Annotated in this window: 16 protein-coding genes, 1 pseudogene and 2 riboswitches; of the genes and pseudogenes, 8 read left to right on the top strand and 9 right to left on the bottom strand. The window is 39.5% G+C overall.

Going from position 1 to position 19,017, the window contains the following annotated elements:
- The first annotated feature begins 142 nt into the window (after window positions 1–142).
- From FCR06_RS12040 to FCR06_RS12030, 3 genes are all read left to right on the top strand, one after another.
- A complete protein-coding gene (locus FCR06_RS12040; protein ID WP_138500021.1) occupies window positions 143–1,201 on the top strand; it encodes a ribonucleotide-diphosphate reductase subunit beta in 1,059 nt (352 codons plus the stop codon).
- Between the two features lie 401 nt (window positions 1,202–1,602).
- Window positions 1,603–2,253, top strand: coding sequence for a cysteine hydrolase family protein (locus FCR06_RS12035; RefSeq protein ID WP_138499890.1), 651 nt, complete (start codon window positions 1,603–1,605; stop codon window positions 2,251–2,253).
- A 327-nt stretch (window positions 2,254–2,580) separates the two neighbouring features.
- Window positions 2,581–2,973, top strand: coding sequence for an ester cyclase (locus FCR06_RS12030; RefSeq protein ID WP_189523393.1), 393 nt, complete (start codon window positions 2,581–2,583; stop codon window positions 2,971–2,973).
- 96 nt (window positions 2,974–3,069) lie between these two features.
- Here FCR06_RS12030 and FCR06_RS12025 read toward each other — a convergent pair whose 3' ends face one another.
- From FCR06_RS12025 to FCR06_RS33515, 6 genes are all read right to left on the bottom strand, one after another.
- Window positions 3,070–3,453 carry a DUF4346 domain-containing protein gene (locus FCR06_RS12025; protein WP_138499886.1) on the bottom strand — a complete coding sequence of 128 codons (384 nt, stop codon included), beginning with the start codon at window positions 3,451–3,453 and terminating at the stop codon, window positions 3,070–3,072.
- 210 nt (window positions 3,454–3,663) lie between these two features.
- The gene (gene metE, locus FCR06_RS12020; protein WP_138499884.1) at window positions 3,664–5,919 is read right to left on the bottom strand and encodes a 5-methyltetrahydropteroyltriglutamate--homocysteine S-methyltransferase; all 2,256 of its coding nucleotides are present in this window, start codon (window positions 5,917–5,919) and stop codon (window positions 3,664–3,666) included.
- A 75-nt stretch (window positions 5,920–5,994) separates the two neighbouring features.
- Window positions 5,995–6,405: a DUF1636 domain-containing protein gene (locus FCR06_RS12015; RefSeq protein WP_138499882.1), complete on the bottom strand. Its 411-nt coding sequence runs from the start codon at window positions 6,403–6,405 to the stop codon at window positions 5,995–5,997.
- A 110-nt stretch (window positions 6,406–6,515) separates the two neighbouring features.
- Window positions 6,516–6,725: a hypothetical protein gene (locus tag FCR06_RS32245; RefSeq protein ID WP_148671501.1), complete on the bottom strand. Its 210-nt coding sequence runs from the start codon at window positions 6,723–6,725 to the stop codon at window positions 6,516–6,518.
- Window positions 6,699–6,842, bottom strand: a riboswitch (cobalamin riboswitch). Its footprint overlaps the gene before it by 27 nt.
- An 82-nt stretch (window positions 6,843–6,924) precedes the next feature.
- Entirely contained in the window at window positions 6,925–8,757 is a 1,833-nt protein-coding gene (locus tag FCR06_RS12010; RefSeq protein WP_138499880.1) for an N-acetylmuramoyl-L-alanine amidase, read from the bottom strand.
- Between the two features lie 487 nt (window positions 8,758–9,244).
- Window positions 9,245–9,398: riboswitch (cobalamin riboswitch) on the bottom strand.
- A gap of 144 nt (window positions 9,399–9,542) precedes the next feature.
- Window positions 9,543–9,779 (bottom strand): hypothetical protein, encoded by a 237-nt coding sequence (locus FCR06_RS33515; protein WP_138500019.1) that lies wholly within the window; start codon window positions 9,777–9,779, stop codon window positions 9,543–9,545.
- Window positions 9,780–10,211: 432 nt separating this feature from the next.
- Here FCR06_RS33515 and FCR06_RS12000 point away from each other — a divergent pair, with 432 nt between their 5' ends.
- The 4 genes and pseudogenes from FCR06_RS12000 to FCR06_RS11990 all read left to right on the top strand — a co-directional run bounded on the left by FCR06_RS12000 (window position 10,212) and on the right by FCR06_RS11990 (window position 15,260).
- Complete coding sequence (locus tag FCR06_RS12000) at window positions 10,212–10,892, top strand: conjugal transfer protein TrbI (protein WP_138499878.1); 681 nt, start codon at window positions 10,212–10,214, stop codon at window positions 10,890–10,892.
- 18 nt (window positions 10,893–10,910) lie between these two features.
- Complete coding sequence (locus tag FCR06_RS34235) at window positions 10,911–11,042, top strand: hypothetical protein (RefSeq protein ID WP_262984663.1); 132 nt, start codon at window positions 10,911–10,913, stop codon at window positions 11,040–11,042.
- A gap of 1,499 nt (window positions 11,043–12,541) precedes the next feature.
- Window positions 12,542–13,186: pseudogene (locus FCR06_RS32555) on the top strand (S-layer homology domain-containing protein); the annotation flags it as partial.
- Window positions 13,187–14,018: 832 nt separating this feature from the next.
- Window positions 14,019–15,260, top strand: coding sequence for an S-layer homology domain-containing protein (locus FCR06_RS11990; RefSeq protein ID WP_138499876.1), 1,242 nt, complete (start codon window positions 14,019–14,021; stop codon window positions 15,258–15,260).
- Between the two features lie 41 nt (window positions 15,261–15,301).
- On the opposite strand, the gene FCR06_RS11985 is transcribed toward FCR06_RS11990, so the two are convergent.
- Window positions 15,302–16,654 carry an ATP-binding protein gene (locus tag FCR06_RS11985; RefSeq protein ID WP_138499875.1) on the bottom strand — a complete coding sequence of 451 codons (1,353 nt, stop codon included), beginning with the start codon at window positions 16,652–16,654 and terminating at the stop codon, window positions 15,302–15,304.
- 286 nt (window positions 16,655–16,940) lie between these two features.
- Here FCR06_RS11985 and FCR06_RS11980 point away from each other — a divergent pair, with 286 nt between their 5' ends.
- Complete coding sequence (locus FCR06_RS11980) at window positions 16,941–17,258, top strand: DUF3155 domain-containing protein (RefSeq protein ID WP_073642719.1); 318 nt, start codon at window positions 16,941–16,943, stop codon at window positions 17,256–17,258.
- Window positions 17,259–17,710: 452 nt separating this feature from the next.
- Here FCR06_RS11980 and FCR06_RS11975 read toward each other — a convergent pair whose 3' ends face one another.
- Complete coding sequence (locus tag FCR06_RS11975) at window positions 17,711–18,241, bottom strand: cofactor assembly of complex C subunit B (RefSeq protein WP_138499873.1); 531 nt, start codon at window positions 18,239–18,241, stop codon at window positions 17,711–17,713.
- Window positions 18,242–18,293: 52 nt separating this feature from the next.
- Entirely contained in the window at window positions 18,294–18,641 is a 348-nt protein-coding gene (locus FCR06_RS11970; protein WP_138499871.1) for a PadR family transcriptional regulator, read from the bottom strand.
- Window positions 18,642–19,017 lie beyond the last annotated feature (376 nt).

The following is a 19,017-nucleotide window of genomic DNA, read 5'->3' as shown; positions in this document are numbered from 1 at the left end:
CAACAGCGGAGCCGGAGATGCTCCGCCTCCGGTAAACAGTTACTTGTACTGAGCGAAGTCGAAATATCAGTTATTAAGCATAGGCGATAGGCATTGCCTATTGCCCAATAAAGAAGTGAAAACTAATCAAAACAGAATTGAAATGTACCAACCAAGACAATCATTAATGCCGATTAATCCCGTTTTCAATCCAAATGGAAATGATGATACACGAAACCGTTTGATCTGGTTCGGAGAGACTACAAACTTAATGCAATTAAATGATGTTCGCTACTCGTGGGCTGTGTCTCTCTACCGTCAAATGCGAGAGAACTTTTGGGTTCCCGAAAAGATTGATATTACTCAGGATGTAACAGATTACATCAATCTCACGCCTGGAGAACGACGTGCATTTGATGGTATCCTCAGTTACCTGACTTTTCTCGATTCAGTGCAAACCTGTAATGTGCCTCATATCAAAAACAGCGTCACTGCACCAGAAATTGCATTATGTATGGCGGAACAAATTTCCCAAGAAGCAATGCACAATCAGTCTTATCAATATATTATCGAAACGGTGATTCCGAGCGATCGCCGCACACAAGTTTATGATTTTTGGCGGAGCGATCGCATTCTCAAACAACGATGCGAATTCATTGCTGGACTATACCAAAAGTATGTCGATAACCCCACACCAGAGAATTATTTCATATCGCTGTTGGCAGATTATTTGTTGGAAGGGTTGTATTTCTACAATGGGTTTATATTTTTCTACAATCTGTCATCACGGATGCTCATGTCTGGGAGTGCCGATATCTTTAGAATGATTAACCGAGATGAACTTTCTCATGTGCGGCTATATCAAAAATTGATTCCAGAAGCGATGCAAGTTTTCCCCCACAGCCGCGAACAAATTTATGAAATGTTTGCTCTTGCTGTTGAGCATGAATACAAGTGGACAGCACATATTGTTGGAGATGATATTCTCGGCATTACAGCTGATAGTACACAACACTACACAAAATATCTGGCAAATGCTCGCTTAAAGGCTATCGGTTTAGAGTCATTATTTCCAGAAGCTATCTATAAGAAAAGCCCCTATACTCACTTGGAGCGTTTTTCAGATACTAAGAAAGAAGCGAATACAAAAGCAAACTTCTTTGAGGCGAGTGTAACTAGTTATGTCATGTCCTCTAGCATTGAAGGTTGGGATGATTTCTAAGAGGGGCTTATTAGTTTAGATGTAGAGACGCGATATATCGCGTCTTTAAAAATGCATTCCTGCTGTGCTCGCTCGTAAATCCGGTTAAATACAAAACTCAATTAAGGATGTTATGACAATAAATTCTGTACAACACCAACACCAAGGACATACGGAAAAATTCTGTATAATCCTCCCGTAAAAGGTAGTTATACAGAAAAATTCGGTATTATACTCAAATAATGGTGTAAAAAAGAAGTTTTCCGTATATTAAGATAGAAGTTCGTCGTAATGCTTGATATATTGTGTATTGAGAAAAAGATTATACGGGCAGTTTCTCTATAATAAATAGTTAGCCTAACTTGAACCTGTCTATGACTAACCTGCTACCCTCTATATGTAAGGTTCAGGAGTTAAGAAAAATGGAAAAGGCATTTGGGCTAGAAGTTCCTGAAAATTTGGAGGATGCCTGCGAACTTAATCGAACAGCTTTGATCGTTTATGATATGCAGATAGGCATTTTTAGCCAGTTAAATGACGGCTCTAACATAAAAACCCAAGTCATAAAAGTTCTTCAAGCAGCGCGAGAAGTTGGTTTGCGCGTATTCTTTATGCGTCATATGTCATTACCCAAAGAATTGTCGGGTGTCTTTCAACTGAAGACAGCTAAGGCATGGCAAAGAGTAACCTCAGTTGATGATGTAAAACCTTGGTTTCTTCCTGACTCGCCCGGATTTCAATTAATTCCTGAAATAACTCCACTTCCTTCCGAAGGAATTTTTAATAAAATCACGATGTCTGCATTTGAGGGAACGCCTCTTGACATTGCCTTACGTGACTGTGGCATTCACACTGTAATTATAGTAGGTGTAGCAACTGAAATCGGGATTGAGCCGACAATTCGCCATGCTGCCGATCTTGGCTATATTCCAGTCATGGTGACTGATGCTTGTGGAGCGGGTAATGAAGAAGCTGGTCAGCGAGCCGTTGCTAGCCTTAAGTTTATGGGAGACGCMTTCTTCACAACTGTAGAAGAAATAAGCTTAATTCTTCGCAAGAAAGCTAAAATCTAAAGCGGTTTCAGTGTTAGCTCCTTTCTTTAAGGAAAATCTCAAAATCAATCTGATCAACACATCATTGAGACGGTGATTCCGAGCGATCGCCGCACACAAGTTTATGATTTTTGGCGGAGCGATCGCCCCGCCACAACTGTTCATCAAATGTTAAATTTGCTCAAAATTAAATCGGTATAATCAGTTGTACAATCTCTCCTATCTATAACGATGATATTTGCCGATTCCTTGCCGAACACTTTTCAGCCGACTTTGCTAGTTGGCTATTAAAAGATTATACGGAAAGTTTACGTATAATAAATAGCTAGGTTGCATGGAGACAATATTGTGACTAACCAAGAAACAGTGAAAGAATATATACGCGCATTTAATGCAGGGGATATCGAAGCTCTCCGGAAAGTATTTACTCCAGACGCACTCATACATGGAGCTCTAGGTTGGGGCCAGTTTGATCAGATTGCTCCGATCTGGACTCAGCTTCACAGCTCATTCAACATGAAGTTAGAAGTAGAACAGACTGTTGAAAGTGGGCAAGACATTATTGTTAGGTTTACGGAGCGCGGACACTTTGTGAATGATTTTCGTGGTCAGCGACCTACAAATCGAACATCTGAAGTCATAGCTATAGAATGGTTTCACATGGAAGACGGTTTGATTAAGCGCAGATGGGGAGTAAGAGACTCGGCCTCTCACTTTAAGCAGCTGGGCGTAGCAACCTAACAACCGGGCTGCACCGGAACGTACAAAGTTTTTCGATTGAGTTGCAATAGCTATCTACGTCCAGTGAGCGCAACCGTTAAATCATCACAAGCCTATTTAATCCTGTACGTAGTCTTGTCCTGTCACCAATGCCAGTTCTGCTCGCATCAACTCACGCCCCAAATAAGCCGCATGATCCAATCGGCTGACTGGAGAAGGTTTTATTGACTCAAACAGTTGAATGCAAATTTCTTTAGCAGTTCTTCCTGTAAAGGTGGCAGTTGGTTGTCGCTCCACTTTGATGGTTGCAGGAATAGGCTTTCCGGTTTCTGGGTCGACAGCTAATCCTTGCTCATTAACTTCATTGGTAAAATGTTTCGCGCAGATCAAGCTTGCTTCCCGATCTAAGTAGATGATAAAGTAACCCGCCGGATCGAGTTCTAAAAATCGCTTGGATAGCTTGTAGTCAATTGCTGCGATCGTTTCTATTGTCGATATCATTTTTCAACTCCAAAACAAAAAGTACTGCTCCATACATAAACAGAAGCCTAAGCTTCAAATTTACTCCTATCAAAGACCGTAGACGTAGGTTGCTTCTTGTAGGGGTAGGTGAACGCACAAATGAATAGTGTAGATAATTGGGCGTTACCGTTGAGTTCAACAATAAGCAAGAGAGCAAAACTCTCAAACTAACTTCTGGGCATACTTTTACTAAGATTTCATAGTTGCGTTTGCTTCCTCTCGCAATACTTTCGTCGCTTCCACCATGTTCTTTAAAGCTGGAATCACCTCTGACCAACGACGAGTTTTCAAACCGCAATCTGGGTTTACCCAAATTTGTTTCACTGGTAAATTAGCAACTCCAGTCCGCAATTGCTGTAAAATCTGTTCAGTTGTCGGCACAACAGGACTATGAATGTCATAAACTCCATTACCAACCTGATGTGAGTAGCCACCTGATGTTATTTCTCGCAAAGTTTGATTATTGCTGCGACTATTTTCAATCGAAATCACATCAGCATCCAACCGTTCGATATCCTTGATAATGTCACCAAATTCGCAGTAGCACATGTGAGTGTGAATTTGGGTTTGGGGTTGGGCTACTGCTGTCGCCAACCGAAATGCATCTACAGCCCAAGAAAGATATTCACTCCACCGTTGAGGCTTTAGAGGTAAACCCTCACGTAGCGCTGGTTCATCTACTTGAATTACCTTTGCACCAGCAGCTTCCAAATCCGCTACTTCATCCCGCAGTGCTAAAGCAATTTGGAAAGCTTGTTCTGACCTGGAAACATCTATCCGAGGGTAAGACCAATTTAAGATAGTTACAGGAGCCGTCAACATCCCTTTTACAGGTTTTTCCGTCAACAATTGAGCCACTTTAAACTCACGTACCGTCATTGGTGCAGTGCGAACCACATCGCCGTAAATAATTGGTGGACGGACATAACGGCTACCGTAGCTTTGTACCCAGCCATTTTCAGTAAAAGCAAAACCTGACAACTGCTGTCCAAAAAATTCCACCATATCGGTGCGTTCAAATTCACCGTGTACTAAAACATCTAACCCTAATTCCTCTTGTAGTTTAATGCTTTCGGCAATTTGAGCATCAATAGCAGCTTCATATTCTGACTGATTCAATTCACCTCGTTTATAACGGACTCGGAGTTGGCGAACTTCAGAAGTTTGGGGGAAGGAACCAATTGTGGTTGTTGGAAACAGAGGCAGATAAATTTGAGAATCCAGCCGCAATCCGTAGGATAATGAACGCTGAAAATCATCAATCTTCAGAGTTTTTAGTCTTTCTTGAACTGACTGATTGGCTGGACTAAACTCCTCGAATGTACTCCAGGTTGACTCAATAAATTCTTGCTCTGTTTTAGTGTCGTCACTTTTTATTGTTCGAGCCAAGAAAACCACTTCTTGAAGTTTCTGTTCGGCAAAACTCAAGACATTGCGTAGCTGTGATGGTAATCGTTTTTCTCGTTTGGCATCGTAGGGAACGAACTGTAAGGAAGCGGATGGTTGAATATCTAGAGATGTTCCATGTAATGTCTGTACAATCTCTTGTAATATGGGAATAACTTTCTCTGGACGAACTTGCCAAATATTTCTTGCATCTATAATCCCTACTCCTAGTCGCTTATTTTGTGGGAAACCGTGAGTTTTGATTAACTCTGAGTTGCGTCCGCGTGTCAAGTCTAAGCTAATAGCAGCAACTGGTAAATCTATTACCCAGGGGTAAGTTTCACCTAAGTCATCAAAATAAGTAACTAAATGCAAAGATATTCCTACTGCATCGAGTGAATTATAGACAGTTTGAAAATGTTCTTTCCAAGAATTAGCATCACCTAAAACAAGTGCTGGCTCATGTATTTGTACTTCTGCTATTCCCAGATTCTTCAGTTCTGTAAGCAGATTAACATAGAGCGGCAATAGCTTTGATACTGCCTCGTCTATATTTAGTTCTAGTCGGCTCAAACGTAGTAGAGTGCATGGCCCCAATATTATAGGAACTGCTTTTTTACCCAATATATTTTGAGCGCGAGATACAGTTTCTATAAAATCACTGAAATCGGCTGATAATATATCTGTTGCAATTTCCGGGACAAGATAGTGGTAGTTAGTATCGAACCACTTAGTCATTTCCAAGGCTGGAATTCCTTCTTGACCCCGCGCCATCGCAAAGTAGCGTTCTAACCCACTAAATTGCTGAAATCTTTGAGGAATTAGCCCAAAACGAAATATCCAATCAAGCACATGGTCGTAGAGAGTTGTGTCTCCAATACCAATACGGTCAATTCCTGCTTCCAGTTGGGTTTTCCAGTTAGATTCTTCAACTTGTCGCACAGTTTGCAGTAATGATTCTGCTTCTAACTTGCCACTCCAAAATGCTTCTAATGCTTTTTTAACTTCCCGATTTTTACCAATACGAGGATAGCCTAATGTTGCGGTTTGAATCTGCATTACTTTCTATTCCTTTGAAAACTAATAATTTAGGTGCTAGAGATTGAAAATTGACAAATTTTACCCAATCATCAATTAACAACAACCGATATTTAATTTTGCCCACTTATTTAGTGGTGGAATCTTTGCTAAAATCCCCTTTTTCAAAGGTTCAGGTCGTTCTGACCAAGGCAATAAACCATCAGGCTTAGTATAATATTGAGTTGCACATCTTAGTACAGCAGATGCACAGCCGTCAACTGGTAAATCGCCAAAGAGATAAGTCGATTTTCCTTCTGCTGTAAAGGCAATAACACAAGAACGGTTACAAGCACTCATACATTCAACTCCCTGAATAGAGAATTTATTTCGCAATTCCCAATTGAATGCAAGTTGCTGAAGCTGCTGTAGTAGTTGTTCACCTTTACTTTCACCAACTCGTTTGCCGTTTTGCCACACGCTGGCGCAAGTCGTGCAAACAAATAAAGTATGTTGTTTGTCGAGCATCAATTTTCAAGTTTGTAGAAAGAATTATGAATCGCAGATATGACAAATTATTGCAGTCGTGCAACTGCAACATAACTGTAAATTTGGCAAAAATGATCTTGCAAAAGCTTTCACCCAGGCGAAACACAGTGTAAACGACGGTTACACCACGTAATTGCAATCATCAATAAACCGCCTATGATTTCACAGCCATGAGTAGTCTGTGGCGTATCTCTGGGATTATGAAAACGTGAAACTGATGTATCGTTGAAATATTTATAGGAGTATTCACCTGTACCTCGCAGATGGGTATGAGTTTGTGTGTTAATTTCGGCGGGCATTCTGACTCACAAGGCGAACCTTGATTACAGTTGCGGGACAGCGCCGGATTTACACCGGACTTTCCCCGTTTCCTCTAGTGACTGTTCCCCACTAGAACCGACTTGTAAATTTAAACTATATCATTGTTTACTGTCTAATGCAAAATTCAATCACTTATTTTGTAATTGGTATAAAACCCTAATTCAATAAAAAAATTACTTACTTTCGCCGTAAATACTGGAGAATACCGCGAACGATCGCCTCAGCCATCCGATTATCATAGTCTGGGTTCGCCAGCCTGGGGTTGTCTTCAGAACCTGTTACAAAACCAGTTTCGATTAAAATTGCGGGCATAGAATTTTTTCTCAACACATAAAATCTAGCTCGTTTTACTCCTCGGTCTTTTAATGTCGGAATGCCTTGAAGAATGCTTTTATGAACCACTTGTGCTAAACGATAACCCCGGTCATAATGATAAGTTTCTAAACCATTTGCACTCGGGTTGTTATCAATTGAATTTGCATGAATGCTCACAAATAAGTCTGCATGAGCATGTTCTGCCATGACAACTCTCGGAGCAAGGTCTACAAAATAGTCAGCATCCCTTGTCATAATGACTTTAATACCATTTTGCTCTAAAAGTGAGGCTACCTTTTTACCGATTCTCAAGATGATATCCTTTTCTTTGAGTCCCTGAAGACCAATAGCACCCGTATCTTTTCCTCCATGTCCGGGGTCGATAATTATGACTATTCGTCCTTTGGGAGGATGAGGTATCGGTTGTGATGTTTCGGATGCAGTCGTTGGTGGAGAGTCGGGGTCTGGAAATGTTATAGGTAAAGGAGGAATAGGAATTGGGATTTTTGTTATAGAAGTAGAGAGTGGTGAAACTAAGCGATCGCGCTGAAATTCTAATGCTAATATTTGAGAGCTAATTTGGTTAAGTTGCTTAATTTGTACTCTAGACGCAGGTTGAATATAAATTACTACCGTTTCTCTTTCTTGCTGTTGTAGGCGTACTCTCAACACGGGACTATTTGCATTCAAAGTCGGCCCGGTAATATTGCTTGCAAGTTTAGCATTCGGGATAGCGATTCGGTAAAGGGCTGTTTGTCTATCCCAGTTACTCGTGACATTTGATAAACTGCGATCGCTTCTAATTAGCAGTTGTGTACCATTGCTTGCTAGTTCTACAGACTCAATTGTGGAAGGGGAAGTAGGCAATTGGGTAACTGAGTCAGGTTGATTATTGCTTTGTTGTGACTTGACTACTCCATTGTTAGGTAACACTACTATACCGTCGCTACCACTAACTGTTGCCCGCCAATCAGGACTATTTTTATCTATGCGTAAGGTCATACGGACGGTGGGTATCACACTTTGTATTTGAGTAAACTGGATACTGTTGACACCGTATCGGTTGATTGATTGCTGTTGTTGCAGACTAGGTGATAAGATTGCACCTTTAATATTAATGTCTATAACGCTACGATTGTCGCTGCGATTTACCTCAATTTGTGAATGATTACTGCCATGAGTGCGGATAAAAAATCCATCTCCTGTGACTAGTAAATTTTCAATAATATTTGTCTCGGATGTAGTTTGTGCAATTCCATCAGTTACCGCACTGTAAATTCCACTTGCAGGTGATGTTGTCTCTACCTGTTGTGGCGATGGTAACTGTACTATCCATTGATTGCCAGTTCTCGATGTAAATTTTACAAGTTGCGGATCGAGAGTGTAACCTGGATTCAGTTCTACAACAATGCGAGTTTTTTGTTCGTCAAATTGCCCGAAGCGGATAGCACGAATTGCACCACCTACAGATTGAGTAAAACCAGGTTTTCCTAAAGTAGTTCCTGGTAAATCAATTACCAAACGAGTTGGGTTAAAAATCAACTGTGCCTGGGGTTGTACAGTATCATCAGTCGTAAATTCCAGCTGCTTGGAGACACCATCAAACCGCCAAGATTCTAGTTTTGCAGCAAGTGCGGGAGATGTAAGTATGGCAATACTTAATATTGTACTGGGTAGCAACCAGTGTATTTTCACAGAGTACTCTCCTGTTTCGATTTTATAACATAAAACAATTTGTATTTGTTTCTACTCACACCAGTACTAATCCAGCACAAATACTTTGCTGCTGAATGTTCGTTTATCTGAGTATTTAAAAGCAATTAAACTGCTTTAAATATTACCCACACTATCTAATTTTGTTCGCTCAAAAAAAACACAAAAATTCTGATCATCTGGTGTACAATTAACCAAAAAATCTAGCAGAAACACTCGAATCTTTAATTGAGTTAATTACAGTTGAATTAACTTAATTAAATAAATGTCATCCAAATGTTAGCCATGCTGAGTTTTCATAAAGCATAGTTAATAGCTGTACATTTTTGCTTTTGATATCGTGATCGTTGTTGTTTGAGAAAATCCACTACCTATGGACTTTTACTAGCGCAGATACAAAAAACTATGGATAATATTAGTCTTAACTCTGAGTGGAGAAAATTTTGCAACATCTGTACCTCGCAGATTTTTTAGGTGTATTAACATCGGTGGGTCTTCTGACTTTGAGAGGATGTTTGAACACAATCTCATTACAGCTGCGGGACAGCGCCGGATTCACACCGGACTTTCCCCGTTTCCTCTAATGGCTGTTCCCCACTAGAACCGACTAATCGACCCATTATATAGCATAATTGTGAAAATAATACAAGATAAAGTTTTAATTAACAGCCACTTTTCTTTGAAGATTTCATGACATTAAAGAAGTCTTAGTTATGACAACCAAGACTGAAGAGTGAATTTATTCGATTGACGCGCTTACACATTGCTTATTCCAAATTACTGAAGAAAGTTCCCCAAAGGATTCCAGTTACTCCCACAACAATTAAAAGGTTAGTGAAAAACTTGCGTAATTCAATTTCTTTTCCCAGTGCTTTGTCGTCTTGACCTGCGGTGAAAAACAATGACCAAGCTTGGTTGAGATTGATTTGTTCAAAGTTGGTGAAATCGGCAAGACTTACGCAACTGGCACAATTAGTCTCAGTGCAACCGTGAGAGTTTAAAATGAAGCACCTTTGTTAATCAGTTAAAATACTCAAATGTACTAAATGAAAATGATAATCGTGTGAGGGAAGGGGGAAGAAACTTTTCAAGTTGTACCTAGCGAGAGAAAAAATTAAATAGGACTTTTATAGAATGGAAGTAATAGTTGGCAATGGCGTAAGTATATGAACGTAACCAATTAAACAAAGTTAGAAAACAACTAAACTAATTTGGGGTCATTAAGAGTATCTTGTCTTTGATTTATTAAGGCAGATCAACAGACTAAAAGCCTTGACGAGCGATATCTCCAATGGCTACGCCAACACATATACTTCACGTCAAATAAGTACTTTTAGGTTTGTAATATGCCTAAAGTCACGTTTAACAATAGTCAGAAACAAACTCAATAAGCCAGCGTCATTACACATATCACATAGATTAAGGTCAACTCACCTATGACTCGCATACATCGATGGAAATCTGGAACTGCTGCACTTATGGCAATGGCTGTTACCACTAGTGTCATTACCCCCATGATTACCTTCGCTCCTGCTAATGCACAATATACCGGGCAATATGGAAATGTTACCATTCCTACTGGAGTGAATTTGCCTGTTACCTACGAAAAAGAAACAATCTCCATCGTTCCTGGGGAAAGTAAATCTATAACCTTGAGAATATCAAATGACATTATCGACAGAAATAGAAATGTCTTGATTCCCGCAGGTACTAAAGTGATTGGACGGTTAGAGCCTGTTGACCTAGACGGTTATTCCAGAAATGATGATAACAAAGGAAAAGGCGTGCGATTTGTAGCTCAAGAATTAGAATTTTCTAATGGTCGCCGTCAGTCGATTAATGCAACTTCTCGCACATACACCACAACTCAAAGGGTTTCACAAGGCCCTAACACAGGTCAAGTGTTAACTGACGCAGGTATTGGTGCAGGTGCAGGTCTTTTGGGTTCGCTAATTACTGGTAACAACAAAGTCGATGATTTAAAACCAGTGATTGGTGCAGCCGCAGGTGCAGGAGCAAGTGTGCTGTTGCGGAAAAAACAAGTGAATGCTTTCGTTATCAGACCCGCACAAGATTTGAGGCTGACACTCAATTCTAACTTGATCCTATCCCGTTAATAGGTTTAACTTTACGTGGTGAATTTAATCATCCCCTATAGGCGATCACCCACTATAGTTAAAGTGGCGATCGCCTTCATTTTTAACCACAAACCATTCTTAACAGCAACTATTCTATCTCTGTCTCGTCTTAATCAGTATCGAGATTGATTAAAAATTTAATTACGCTCTTGAAGGAGCTAAAAAAGTCCGTTTTATTGTATTCTTTATTCAAAAGAGTATTCCAGATTAGAGAATATCTTCATATTTTTGTTAATTAGTGGCGATCAAAGGAGGCTTTTGTTGTGGGAATTAAAAATTTCGGTCTAAAAGCATCTCTTGCAATTCCTGTAGTATTAATTCTTTTAGCTGTCGGAGAAAGCATAAAAGTATCTTCAGTTAAAAACGTCTCTCAGATATCCACTAATAAGGAAATGAGCTTATCCAGCCGTGAAGTAATCAGCGCCAATACAACACCGAAAATATACTACGTTAGTGGTAATGGTAATGACAATAACAGCGGACTTTCTGCTTCATCTGCCTTTAGGACAATTCAAAAGGCAGCAGACCTTACCAACCCTGGCGATACAGTATTGATTATGAACGGAGTCTACACAAATTCATCCAAAGATAAAAGTGTAGTTAGTATCAAACGTTCTGGAACTGCAAATGCATGGATTAAATATAAAGCATATCCTGGACATTTCCCTAAAATTCAGCATAATACATGGAACGGTATCCTGATATCTAGTGGAGCTTCATATATCGAGATCAACGGGCTGGAAGTTGTAGGAAACAATGCCAATATAACCCTTGATTATGCCATGAGTCAGAAGAGTAACAAATCAAACCCACTGACGAATGGCAACTGCATCAACGTTGATGGACGAACTAGTGGTCATGTTCATCACATTCGCATTTTGAACAACAAAGTGCATGACTGTGGAGGAACAGGTATCTCAGCCATGCAATCCGACTATGTGACAATAGATAATAACGTGGTCTTTAATAATGCTTGGTATGGTGTTTATGGTTCCAGTGGTATTTCAATGTTGAATAATTGGAATTCTGACAGCAACCAGGGATACAAGATGTATGTTACCAACAATAAGACCTACAACAATCGCATGTATATCCCTTGGATTAAAGTTGGAAAGATTACAGACGGTAATGGAATTATTATCGATAGTTCCAGAAATTCTCAAAGTAACTTAAATTTGAGTGCATATACAGGACGTACTTTAGTTCAAAACAATCTGACATATAATAACGGTGGTTCAGGCATTCATGCATTTTTAAGCGCTCATGTTGATATTGTCAATAATACAGCTATTTCAAATAATCAAAGTCCAGAAATTGATAATGGACAAATATTTGCTCATGGCTCGTCTGATGTCAAAATTTTAAGAAATATTCTTTATGCTTATCCTGGTAAGCAGATTAATGATAACGGCAAAAATGACAACGTTGTTTATGATGACAATATATACATTAACGCTTCTAAGATAAATGTTAAAGGACCTCATGATATTGTTGCAGACTCACAGTTTTTAAGTAAGCATCCGACAATAGAAAAGATAGCTAATGATTGGCAATCACAGCAAAATAGACAAGATCGCTCAATACAAACTTTTGTAGAGTCTAAGTCGGGAAATTTTGCCTGTGAATCAGTGAATTATCCTTTAGAAGGCAAAGCTATCAAAGTGGGATGCTCTCCAGTACTTTTGGCTCAAGCTAATTTTACTGATGTTTCATCTAACTATTGGGCAGCACAATTTATTCAACAATTATCTCAACGAGGTGTAATTGCCGGATTTCCTGATGGTAGCTTCCGCCCCGAAGAACCGGTAACACGCGCTCAATTTGCCGCTATGATCGATAAAGCTTTTCCAAAAGCACAACAACGTTCGGCAATCAATTTTAGTGATGTGCCTAGTAACTATTGGGCATATAGCGCGATTGAGCAAGCCTATAGCATTGGTTTCTTATTAGGATATCCTGGTAATCGCTTTCAACCTAACCAAGCTATTCCCCGTCAGCAGGTTTTAGTTTCTCTAGCTAACGGTCTAAAATATACTCCTAACAGCAATACCCAAAGCACTCTACAATACTTCAACGATGCTTCTAGCATCGCTAGCTATGCCCGTAGCCCGATCGCCGCAGCAGCTAACAAGCAAATTGTGGTGAATTATCCGAATGTGAAGTTGTTGAATCCAACAGCAAACGCCACTCGCGCTCAGGTAGCAGCTTTTATTTACCAGGCGTTGGTTAGTTCTAATCAAGCCTCACCAATTAACTCGCCCTATGTCGTGTCAAACCTCAGCAATTAAGTTGCTCTATATCATGGTTGTCAGGTCTGTTAGCCCAATACCTGTATGATAATCATGGCTGGTTGAATAGTTCTGATTATGACTTATCTTCGTCTTTAAACTTGCATAGAATTTCAAGAGCAAACTGAATTTTCACTTGAATTTATTAATACAATTTTGTTATTAGATTTAATTTAATTCAAGTTGTAATTTTAATCATTCTCCAAAGGCGATGGGGAGCATCTTATTGTTGCAGATTTTCCCTGATAATAGATTGTCTTTGCCAATAAAGCGAAGCAGATTGAAGCAATCGCAACATCTAGACTTTGCGATTGCTTCTCTACAATACGCTCTGCGTAGCTTGCTTCTATAAAGTGGTACGCTCCATTTCATTACGCTCACAATGACAAAATGTATTTTTACACATTTGGGATGCTCCCAAGGCGATCACCTTCATTTTTAACCTGATAATTGTATTTTATTGCAACTATTCTATCTCTATATCGTCTTATTAAGCATTGCTAGTATAAAGACTTATTTAATAGTTTTAATCGCTAAAAACATTAAATTAGATAAGCTTAGTCGAGCAACTAAACTTACCTTATTTAATATATTTTATTTGTTTCACTAGATGAAATAAATCTAAAATTCTTATTAACATCAATATATTAGGTGATTAGAGTATTACCTGTTTTAAAGTTTATTAAGAGGGATTTTAAAATTATTCATTACTAAAGTAATACTTCTTTTAAACAAATAAATTTTGGGGAACCTGGAATTTGAATTTATGTCTGATTAATTAACAGTAAATAATTAATTTAAATGGAGTAAAAAACTAATGTTTACTTTAAAAAGTTGGCAATCTGGAACAGCTGCATTCATGGCTTTAAGCGTCACGGTCGGAACTGTAGCACCCTTGATAATAGCTACACCTTCTTTTGCTCAAAGTACTTTTTCTGATGTTTCATCTAATTATTGGGCAGCAGATTTTATTCAACAATTATCACAACGAGGTGTGATTGCCGGATTTCCTGATGGTAGTTTTCGTCCTGAAGAAGCAGTAACACGCGCTCAATTTGCTGCTATGGTCAACAAAGCTTTCCAAAAATCACAACAGCGATCACCAATCAATTTTGCTGATGTGCCTAGCAACTATTGGGCATACAGCGCGATTGAGCAAGCTTATACCATTGGTTTCTTATCAGGATATCCCGGTAATCGCTTTGAGCCTAACCAAGCTATTCCTCGGCAACAGGTTTTAGTTTCCCTCGCTAATGGTCTGGACTATACTGCTAGTGCTAATACCGAAAGCACTCTGCAATACTTCAACGATGCTTCTAATATTGCAAGCTATGCCCGTAGCCCCATTGCAGCGGCAACTGAGAAGCAAATCGTGGTGAACTATCCAAATGTGAAATTCCTGAATCCAACTGCAACCGCCACTCGCGCCCAAGTAGCAGCTTTTATTTACCAAGCTTTGGTTAGTTCTAATCAAGCCTCAGCAATTAACTCACCCTACATCGTGGCTGTTGGGTCTACTACCCCAACACCTGTAGCTGTGACAATTCCCCAAGGGACTACTATCCCCGTAAAGTATGACAAGGCAGAAAAAATTCTGGTGACAAAGGACGAAACAGCACCTTTGACACTGACAGTATCCCAAAATGTTGTTACACCAGAAGGATCTGTAGTAATTCCAGCTGGTAGTCAAGTTATCGGTGAACTCAAACCTGCTACAGGTGGTTCTCAATTCATTGCTGAAAAATTAGTTTTGGCCACAGGTCAAGAATATCAACTTAACGCTAGTTCTGAAGTGATTACCAAAACTCAAACCATCAAAAAGGGTATTAGTACTGGAGCAATTATCAAGGATACTGTATTGGGTGCAGGAGCGGCAGCTGCGGTATCTGGCGTCACTGGCGATCGCGCCATTGCCACAGAAGAAGTTTTGGGTGGTGCTGGTATCGGTGCATTAGTTGGTCTGTTCTTTGGTAAGAAGAGTGTTGATTTAATTGCAATTGACCCAAATACCGATTTACAAATGACAATCAATCAAAACTTGTTGGTTTCACTTAGATAGTCATTGGTCATTAGTATTTACAAATGACAATTGACAAATCACTAACTCTCAACCTCCGGCAACCAAATAATAAACGTAGTTCCCGGTCTATTAGGTGAAGTTAAGTCAGAATCGATTGCAGGGCTGAAAACTTCGATTTCACCCTGCATTTGTTCTATTAACTGTTTAGCTATCGCTAAGCCTAAACCTGTACCGGGGATTTGGGTTTGTGCTTGCACACCCCGGTAATGCCGTTCTCCCAGATGCTTTAAATCTTCGGGTGGAATGCCAGGACCGTTGTCACTAATAACAATTCCTAGAAAATTAGCTTTTTGTTGCCCAGCCCGGATTAAAATTTTACCACCAGCGGGAGTGTATTTCAAGGCATTATCGATAATGTTATTTAACACTTCTCGTAATGCTTTGATATTGGCACGTACTAAGGGCAATTTTTGCTTAATTTCGCTTATTAATTTCAGCTTTCGCTCTTGTGCTATTGCTCTGGCTGATATTAATGATGGTTCTAAAATATCTGCCAGCGAACACTCAACTACTTTATCTCCGATACCCGGCAATAATAAAGGCAGTTCAGCATCTTTTTGGACAGTTGCTTCTACAAATACTTCATTTTCCGGCAGATGTAATGGTGCTAAATCTGCCTCTGTCAAGTCGATTACTTGCTCAAATTGTTGCAGTAATTCTTGCAGGCGATCGCTTTCCCTGACTATGCTATTTGCCACATCCCGATTAGTGTCTGCCGGTCGCAGTCGTTTTAATAAAAGTTTACCAAAAGTCCGCAACGCTGTTAATGGGTTACGAAACTGATGCAACAGGTTATCTAACAAATCCTGCTGTTTTTCTTGGAGAATTTGTTGCTCGTGCAACTGTTGCTGTAACCATGCACGTCGCTGATCTAAAATACAAGCGATCGCCAGTGTTTGGGCTATGTGTTGAATCTGACTTTGCTCGTGTTCGTTCCATTCCCGGTCTTCTCTACCAGTCACTAATAACCCCATCATCACACCCTCATAGACTAGAGGTAAAACAATTTGGTTACCACTTAGGAGATATTCCTCTTGTAAATCAGGTTGAGACGCATCTGGTATCCCAGACTCCTGTGACGAGGTTGAAGATTCTGATCCTGCTGTCAGTAACCTTTGGTGATGGGGTAATACTAATGTATTTCCAACTTTAAGCTTCTTAGGAAGTGTAGTCTGGGCAGTTTCTTGTGCTTGCGGTAATAATGCTGTTTCCGGGTAAATCATTACAGGAATTAGTTTTGCCTCACCAGAGGGAGTTTCTACCAATTCTTGTGTTAGGTACACAATACTTAAAGTTGCTCCCAGCCCTTGGGCCAGCAGTGCTATTTGCTCTCGGCACAAAGCAAGAAAATCAGAACTGGCAGACATTAACATTTTTTAGCTCTTGGTCAAGATTATAGATTTTGAGGCATGATGAAGAGAGGACAATTAATTTTTACCTTATTCTTTTAATACAGCTTAACGAAAATCTTCTGAGTAGTGTTTTGTACCAGGGAATTATATCCTTAGAGAGTTTTGCTTTATCTATACTTCTAAATATATTAATTTTATGGGATCAAAAGTTAAAAAACTATTGATTTTTTGAACTAGAACTCCTATAATGACGACGGATTTTGTAGCTATCACTACAATCTATAGCTTGAAAGAGGAGGACAATAGGTTGGCAAGGAGACGCAAAAGAAAAAGTCGTCGTCGCCAGGAAGGACGGCGGATTCTGGAACATGTGCCTCAATATAGCATCGAAAGTGGCGAAGAAAAACCTGTGACAGCAGCGAGAAGGTTCATTCAAGCTGAAGGTATTTTGCCACCTGCGTTGCTACTCGTAAAGCGAAACGAACACACCACAGACCGTTATTTCTGGGCAGAAAAGGGACTGTTTGGTGCTCAATACGTAGAGGAAAACCATTTCTTGTTTCCCAGCTTAAGGACTTTAGAAGCTCCTACAGGTCAAGAAGCTCTAGCTTTAACTGCTCGCTGAGCTATAAATGGTTATCTCACACACTCAATATCGCTCCTGACTATAATTAACTGGCGAAATTGCTAAGTTTATGCAAAATTTAATTTTTTTAGTTTGTAGGTGATTTGCCAGTCAACCTAGTTGAGGTAATTGGAAAGCCAAGGTGTCTACAAACCACGCTAGCTTGTATGGCTTGGTAATGGTTTGAAAGATGCATGAAGGGAGTGGGTATAGAGCCAAGCGTGGTAAAAAGCGCTAGTGAAGTTGCGTTCTTTACCCTAGTAGATTGTAAAGCAAGCTTTGTCAAAGAATTTAAATGAATTAAATTTAAATTTTTTGGACGAAATTAAGTTCTGAAAAAACTGACAAAGCAACAGTCTTCATTTTCTCCTTACTACTTTCCATTGTTACAAGAGCAGGTCAGTCAAAAACGGAGCATCTCATAGTTAAAAAACGATCGTCAAAACCAACAATTATTCATCAGCCTTTAACTGTAGAGTCCTTCGTAACTCAGTGAGTTCATCTCGATGGGCAACTACAGTAATCTTACTTGAGGAGGTTTGTTCGCTCTGGGTAGTTTCTACCTTGAGCAACACCTTCTCAAGTCTTCCAGATTTTTTCCAATAAAACAGACCACTCAAAGGCGACAGCAGTACCACAGCCAGAACAAAGCTACTGAGGCTAGGAAAAAGTAGGTATACTACCAACGACAGACAAACAATACCAGTAGCTGCTAGCAAAGTGAGAAATATTGCTAAGAACCAACTAGGACGAACATTACCTTCAAAAGTGACTGCGTTTTGTTCTCGGTCTACCGCTGCCACTCGGTAAGACCGCGATTGGAAATACTCTTTTAATTGAAACATCAAAGCAGCTTCATCTTGCTCAGATACCAAGTGCGCTGTTTGTGTGCGGTCTTTAGTCGAAGCACGAATAAAGAAAAACAGCCCAACTGATAACAACAACGTTAATAGCAACGTAGATGGCAGAATAGGAGTATCCATGACTAATTGTTATTATTTGATTGGAGGAGACTTATTCATTATCAATTATTCGTTACTTTGTTCGCACGTTGATGTAGTCTTGCCAAAGAAAAGCTAAATCCTGCGCTTGAACTTGCCATTCTGGAGAAACTTGGTACATCCGCCTAGGGCGTCCCCGTCCTTCGAGTTTTTTCCAATATCCATTAATTGCCTTTTCATCTTCCAGAAACTTAATTGCACTATAAAGTACAGTATCCGAAAGTCTATAGGTAGGATATTCAATTTCTAATCGTTGGATTAACTCAGTTCCGTAGGATTCGCCCTCTAACAAAATGGACAGTATGTAACAAAGTGCTAATTCCTGACAAAGGTAAGTTGGCGGAGGATTTTCAAAGAATTGATATATATCCTCAAGTTTCATAGTTAGTGAATGGCTAAAAAAGCGCCTTAGGGTAAGGTCTACAATTTTCATAGTCAGTATATACTGCTACTCTAAAATGAGTAATATATATAAAGCTACTTAAGTCAGATTTCCAAAGCGAAAACACCAAATTATTACCCACACCTGTGAAAATCGTGGGAGTAGTTTGTGAGTTTTAAAGACAGGATAGTATACTCCTACTCAAACTAAATCAGGTATGTTGAGGAGGGAACAGACAGTGTTGAAGTCACCGTTTTGGTGTTAAGTGATGCCGAGCTTGCTAGAACTGCTTAAGCAATAAGATACCATCCAAAAAATTTTACAGGTAAAATGCTATTTTGTCTGTACAACTTAATAAACACTTTGTTTTACAGTG

The sequence above is a fragment of the Nostoc sp. PA-18-2419 genome, assembly GCF_005869855.1.
Lineage (GTDB): Bacteria > Cyanobacteriota > Cyanobacteriia > Cyanobacteriales > Nostocaceae > Nostoc.
This window is presented reverse-complemented; position numbering and strand designations above follow the sequence as displayed.